This window comes from Pantoea sp. Cr_R13 (assembly GCF_029222565.1).
In the GTDB taxonomy this organism is placed as follows: domain Bacteria; phylum Pseudomonadota; class Gammaproteobacteria; order Enterobacterales; family Enterobacteriaceae; genus Pantoea; species Pantoea eucalypti.
In genome coordinates, this window is record NZ_JARHXL010000011.1 from 201802 (window position 1) to 208087 (window position 6286).

Annotated in this window: 6 protein-coding genes, 2 tRNA genes and 1 rRNA gene; 3 read left to right on the forward strand and 6 right to left on the reverse strand. The window is 51.9% G+C overall.

Annotation, left to right across the window (positions count from 1 at the left end):
- Positions 1-38 precede the first annotated feature (38 nt).
- Together P2R09_RS07305 and dnaQ are read right to left on the reverse strand one after the other, a co-directional pair.
- Positions 39-115, reverse strand: a tRNA-Asp gene (locus tag P2R09_RS07305).
- A gap of 134 nt (positions 116-249) precedes the next feature.
- Positions 250-981 (reverse strand): DNA polymerase III subunit epsilon, encoded by a 732-nt coding sequence (gene dnaQ / locus P2R09_RS07310; RefSeq protein ID WP_275768458.1) that lies wholly within the window; start codon positions 979-981, stop codon positions 250-252.
- Between the two features lie 51 nt (positions 982-1032).
- Between dnaQ and rnhA the strand changes: the two genes are divergently transcribed.
- Entirely contained in the window at positions 1033-1500 is a 468-nt protein-coding gene (gene rnhA / locus P2R09_RS07315) for a ribonuclease HI (RefSeq protein ID WP_003852549.1), read from the forward strand.
- Here rnhA and P2R09_RS07320 read toward each other — a convergent pair.
- Entirely contained in the window at positions 1482-2219 is a 738-nt protein-coding gene (locus P2R09_RS07320) for a class I SAM-dependent methyltransferase (protein WP_275768461.1), read from the reverse strand. The genes rnhA and P2R09_RS07320 overlap by 19 nt on opposite strands.
- A gap of 42 nt (positions 2220-2261) precedes the next feature.
- On the opposite strand from P2R09_RS07320, the gene gloB reads away from it, so the two are divergent.
- Positions 2262-3017 (forward strand): hydroxyacylglutathione hydrolase, encoded by a 756-nt coding sequence (gloB, locus tag P2R09_RS07325; protein ID WP_275768466.1) that lies wholly within the window; start codon positions 2262-2264, stop codon positions 3015-3017.
- Positions 3018-3088: 71 nt separating this feature from the next.
- A complete protein-coding gene (gene mltD, locus P2R09_RS07330; protein WP_275768468.1) occupies positions 3089-4465 on the forward strand; it encodes a murein transglycosylase D in 1377 nt (458 codons plus the stop codon).
- A 103-nt stretch (positions 4466-4568) separates the two neighbouring features.
- Here mltD and P2R09_RS07335 read toward each other — a convergent pair whose 3' ends face one another.
- From P2R09_RS07335 to rrf, 3 genes are all read right to left on the reverse strand, one after another.
- Entirely contained in the window at positions 4569-5360 is a 792-nt protein-coding gene (locus tag P2R09_RS07335) for an endonuclease/exonuclease/phosphatase family protein (RefSeq protein WP_033762764.1), read from the reverse strand.
- Positions 5361-5995: 635 nt separating this feature from the next.
- A tRNA-Asp gene (locus P2R09_RS07340) sits at positions 5996-6072 on the reverse strand.
- A gap of 87 nt (positions 6073-6159) precedes the next feature.
- A 5S ribosomal RNA gene (gene rrf, locus P2R09_RS07345) occupies positions 6160-6275 on the reverse strand.
- Positions 6276-6286: the final 11 nt, after the last annotated feature.

A 6286-nucleotide genomic window follows, 5' to 3' on the forward strand; every position in this document is an offset into this window, starting at 1 on the left:
AAGCCGATTCATTTCTGAATCGGCTTTTTTAAAGAGATTGGCGGAACGGACGGGGCTCGAACCCGCGACCCCCTGCGTGACAGGCAGGTATTCTAACCAACTGAACTACCGCTCCGCGCTTTGTTCCCCGTCGAGAACGAGGCGCATAGTAATGGCAGGTTGTTACGGCGTCAACGCTTTTTCCAGGTGAATAAATCGTTTGCTGTTTTTTTCAGCTTGGCGTTGATTTTATCCACAAAAACAGGCCATTCAGCCACGCCACAGACAGCTGCCACCCTTTTTCATCACCAGATCCAGACGGGACTCATGGGCAACCACTTCCTCTTCGCTGGCCGTGACCACGCGCAGTGCAGAGGCGGGACGGACGATGCGCTGAATGCTCTCTCCCTGAGCCTCACGGGCACTTTCACTTTCCGATAAGAACGAGAGTGACGTCTGACCACCGGTCATGGTCAGGAAAACTTCCGCCAGAATCTCGGCATCGAGCAGTGCGCCGTGCAGAGTACGCTTGGTGTTGTCTATTTCATAACGCGAGCAGAGCGCATCAAGGCTGTTACGCTTGCCGGGAAACATACGACGCGCCAGCGCCAGGCTATCGGTAATTTTGCAGAAGGTTTCGGTTTTCTCAATGCCACGGTTCAGCTTTGAGAACTCGTGGTCCATAAAGCCGATATCAAACGGTGCGTTGTGAATGACTAATTCAGCACCGCGAATGTAGTCGAGAAACTCATCTGCGATGTCGCTGAACGCGGGCTTGTCGGCAAGAAATTCATCTGCAATCCCGTGGACACCAAAGGCTTCAGGATCGACCAGCCGATCGGGCTTGAGATACATATGAAAATTGTTGCCGGTCAGGCGACGGTTGATCACCTCTACCGCACCAATCTCAATGATGCGGTGCCCCTCATAATGTACCCCGATCATGTTCATGCCGGTGGTTTCAGTATCGAGAACGATCTGGCGGTTATTTGCAGTGCTCATAAGACCCGTTTTATGTCAGACTTAGCGTTTTTGAGAGGAAGTCTACCAGAGATGCGCAAACAGGTAGAAATATTCACCGATGGATCCTGCCTCGGAAATCCCGGCCCCGGCGGTTATGGTGCGATTTTACGCTACGGTCAACATGAAAAGACGTTCAGCGCGGGCTATCACCTTACCACCAATAACCGGATGGAGTTGATGGCGGCGATTGTTTCGCTTGAAGCGCTGACTCAACCCTGCGATGTGGTGCTCAGCACCGACAGTCAGTATGTGCGCCAGGGAATCACCAGTTGGATCCATAACTGGAAAAAGCGTGGCTGGAAAACCGCCGATAAAAAGCCAGTGAAGAATGTCGATCTCTGGCAGCGTCTCGACTTAGCACTCAGCACCCACAAAATTCAGTGGGAGTGGGTTAAAGGGCATGCCGGACATCCGGAAAATGAACGCTGCGACGTGCTGGCCCGCACTGCAGCTGAAAACCCTGCCTTTGAAGATATCGGTTATAAAGCCGAGTCCTGATCGTCTGCCTTGCGGAACTGACGCGTCGCGTTGACCGTCTGGCGGATCTTGCTGGTAGTCAGGCTCTTCTTTGCCCGTGTCGGCAGCAGCGGGAAGGTGCGTTTACGTGCCACAACAATATTCAGGCAGCCCAGCGCCGGTAAGTGGGCGCTGATCAGTTTCCCGCCCTGTCGATGCCACGGCAGCACCTGAAACCGGGTGCGATAAACCACTTCATAATTCAGCAGCCCCAGCCAGTCGAGCAACCGCATCTGGCTGAACATCCGTCCGCTCCACGGCGCCTTGCGAGTTAATCCCGGCACCATTTTGCTCACGCCAAGCAGGCTGAAGGGATTAAAACCGCTGATGATCATCCAGCCATCATCGATTAACACCCTGTCCACTTCGCGCAATACCCGATGAGGATCCTGGCTCCAGGCGAGCGTATGGGCCATCAGACAGGCATCCACCGACTTCGACTCAAACGGTAACTGCATCGGGTCGGCCAGCACCTGCAACTGCTCACCTTTACTGCCCACATTGACCTGATGTGAAATAGCACAATTTTCTGTGTTGATTTCTGCGCTGAGATTGCCAAGCTTAAGCATATGAAAGCCATATAGCTTTCCGAGGTAAGGCTGAAGTTGCTGCGTTAACGCGTCGCGGAAATACTCTCCCCACGGCATATCGCGCCATGACAGCGGAGCGTTCAGAATCTGGCGTGATTTAGCGGGCTTCATGCTTTACGCTCTTCCTTTTACTACGACCTGCGAGAGGTGATGATGAATCTTACCAGTATTCCTGCGTTGCAGGACAACTACATCTGGGCACTGACGGATGATCAAGGTAAATGCCTGATTGTCGATCCCGGCGAAGCCCAACCGGTGTTAGAAAAAATGGCGTCCAACGGCTGGGAGCCGGTCGCCATCCTGCTGACTCACCACCATAACGATCATACCAGTGGAGTGAAAACCCTGTGTGAGCATTTCCCGCAACTGGAGGTGTACGGCCCTCAGGAAACCGAGGCCAAAGGAGCCAGAACGGTCGTCAGCGAAGGGGATAAAGTCACGGTTCTGGGGCTGACTTTCGACGTGATTCATACCCCTGGTCACACTTTAGGACATATCTCATATTACAGCGCGCCTTATCTTTTCTGCGGAGACACCCTCTTTTCAGGTGGCTGTGGACGCCTATTTGAGGGCACAGCAGAGCAGATGTATGATTCGTTTCAAAAGCTTAATCAGCTACCAGGAGAAACCTTAGTCTGTTGCGCGCATGAATATACTTTATCCAATTTGAAGTTTGCTGCGGCTATTCTGCCTCATGACCCGCAAATAATGGCCGAATATCAGAAAATTAAGGACTTACGCGCTGAAAATGGCATTAGTCTGCCTGTAAAACTGGCGCACGAACGGTCAATTAATTTATTTCTCCGTTCGCAAGACGTTGATTTACAACGCGCTTTAAACGTTAATGTTTCTGATGAACCGCTATGGCATACATTTGCTGTTCTACGCGAGAAGAAAGACGCTTTTTGATTTTTCGGGTTGTGTTGTCAAAAGTCGTCACGTATAGTTGCTCGTCTTTTAAGCGAACTATTGACACACATATGAAGGCTAAAGCGATATTACTCGCCTCAGTCTTGCTGGTGGGATGTCAGGCGTCCAGGAACGATGCCAATATTCCCGAACAGCATGCACAGAGTCTGTCTTCAGCTGGTCAAGGTGAAAATGGAAAGTACGGAGACGAGTTTTTGTCGCCGCGATGGCAGGAAGATGGAACTGGCCTCGCAGCAGACGCAGATCTCTGGAGTTTCATTAGTGACGAGTTGAAGATGGGGATTCCGGAAAACCCGGCTATCCGCGAACAAAAAAGTAAATTTTTAAAAAATAAGAGCTATCTCCACGATGTAACATTACGGGCAGAGCCGTACATGTACTGGATAGTCGAGCAGATACAGAAACGTAAAATGCCGATGGAACTGGTACTGCTACCCATAGTGGAGAGCGCTTTTGACCCCCGGGCAACGTCATCCGCCAATGCCGCTGGCATCTGGCAGATTGTTGCAGCTACGGGTCGAAACTATGGTTTGAAACAAAACCAGTATTACGATGGGCGACGTGATGTGGTCGCATCCACGAAAGTTGCGCTGGATATGATGCAGCGTCTTAACACTATGTTTGACGGTGACTGGTTATTAACCATCGCCGCCTACAACAGTGGTGAAGGACGTGTGCTTAAAGCGATTAAGCAGAACAAGGCGCGCGGTAAGCCGACTGACTTCTGGCATTTATCGCTGCCACGCGAAACAACCGTGTATGTGCCTAAAATGTTAGCTCTGAGTGAACTGCTCAAAAATAACAAGCGTTACGGTATCAAACTGCCGACACCTAATGAAAGTCGTGCTCTGGCGCGAGTGGAAGTGGGTCAGCAGATACAGCTGACGCAGGCTGCCGAAATGGCAGGTATGTCGCTCACGAAACTGAAGAGCTTTAATACCGGCTACAAAGGCGGTGCAACAGCGCCAAACGGCCCGCACTATATTATGGTGCCGAAGTCGAACGTCGCTAAACTGCGTAACTCACTGGCTTCCGGTGACATCGCAGCAGTACAGCCGACGCAGCTTGCAAAAGCCAGCGCGAGTGGCGGGTATAAAGTGCGACGTGGGGATACGCTTTCTGGTATCGCCGCTAAACTTGGCGTCAGCGTCTCGACACTGAAGCAGGAAAACAACCTGCGCGGTGCTGATATCCGACCGGGTCAGACTCTGACTATCGGTTCGAATGGCACCCGACTGGCTGATAACGGCAACAGCATCACCTACCGTGTTCGTAAGGGTGATTCTCTTGACAGTATTGCCCGTCATCACGGCGTCAATATTAAAGACGTGATGCGCTGGAACAGTGTGCTGGACAATGCGAAAGATATTCAACCCGGCGATAACTTAACGCTGTTTGTGAATAATAACGCAACCCCTGATACCTGATACGTTGAAAAGGCTGACAATTGTCAGCCTTTTTCTTTTATGCATCTGCCGCTGTTTACGCACGCATTCCCTTCCCTTCTGCTGGCAGCCTGAATGTCTTTTACTAACGTCCTGAACTGAACTCCACCAGTAGCGGATTATGGTCGGACGCGCGCGTGACCAGTACGGATGCTTCGCTCACTCTGAGATCGCGATAGAAGACGAAATCCAGCGGGCGGCCAAACGCTTTACGACGATGGTCGGCAGTAAACATCACTTCTTCCAGTTTCATCCGCTGTGCAAACCGGTAGAGCGCATTGATGCGCTGACGGCTCCAGGCATTAAAATCCCCGGCCATAATTACCGGTCCCTGGTGGTGCATAATCTGCTCACCAATAGGCCCCAGCTGTTTACTGTAAACGTCCACACCGAGGCTGAAGTTAACCGCATGGATGTTGACGACCATCAGCATATCACCGGCCGGCAGAGGGTAAGCCGTGACCAGTGCCGATTTTGACAGCCTCAGCAGAGGCTCTCGCTCACGTAACGGACAACAATAGACCGGGTGCGCGGAGGCAAGTGTCATCACTCCAGAGGGGTGCTGAGGCAGCACAAAGGCGGGCACCTGATCGGCAGCCAGATAGTTACTGGTCGCAAACTCCACCAGTTCAGGTGTAGTCTGCGCCTCCTGCAGTAATACAAGATGTGCATCCTTACCAAATCCTTCCAGTACTGACATCCAATCCGCGCGTTGCTGCTTAAAGATGTTCCATACCAGGACCTTGAGGTTTGGATGCGCAGGCAACGGGGCGCCGGGAGGCAGTGCCTGACCGAGATGGAGCATCGCGCCAGGTGGAAAGATCTGTTCCACTGGTTGTCCTGCTACATATCGCATTGCATAAGTTTTTTTGCGCACTTTCCCGCCTGGCTGATGATTCAAAAATACAGTTAACACCTGTCTGTTATAGGGATTCTAGACCGGGGTTTCAATGGATGCAGGTGAATGTCGGAATTCATCACGCATTTCCAGCATAAAGCAGCCCTTTTTCGCTCGCTAAGCAAATCGAGGCAGATCGGGAGGCGATGTTGTCTTTATCGTCATTGAGCCCTGACTGTGGGCAGACAATTAATCAGCTCTGTCTTAGGGGTAAGGAGATTACCTCTCTTTCGGACTTATGATCGATTGTGAAGTGGCGGAGGGAGCACCGGTGCAGTCACTACGTCTGCCGGTCGGGATGCGCCTTAATGCGGTTGACTGCTACGACACTGGGGTGAGCCAGCCTGTGTGCGGGCTTTTATCGATTTTCTCACTGAGTGGACAGCTAAGCAGCGACAGCGTATATGAACGCTTTAGAGGCTGGCGTTGTCGGCGTTTAACCGAACACATTCGTAATGGTGGAATCGACAACGGGATTATTGCTTTATGTTCAGATTATCAGCTGTCGTTAACATGATCCTGCAGATCGATGGGAATCAGTGCGCGAACTTCCCGGGCTGATTTAGCTGCAATGGAAAAAGCCCTGACCGTTAAGTCAGGGCTTTCCAATTAAGTGGCGGAACGGACGGGGCTCGAACCCGCGACCCCCTGCGTGACAGGCAGGTATTCTAACCAACTGAACTACCGCTCCACCGATTCTTTCACGGTTCTCAGCAACCGGCTGAGAGCCGTCTGTTCCTGTTGCTTTCCTTGTCAGGGGAAAAGGAACGAATTTAATGCCTGGCAGTTCCCTACTCTCGCATGGGGAGACCCCACACTACCATCGGCGCTACGGCGTTTCACTTCTGAGTTCGGCATGGGGTCAGGTGGGACCACCGCGCTAAAGCCGCCAGGCAGATTCTGTT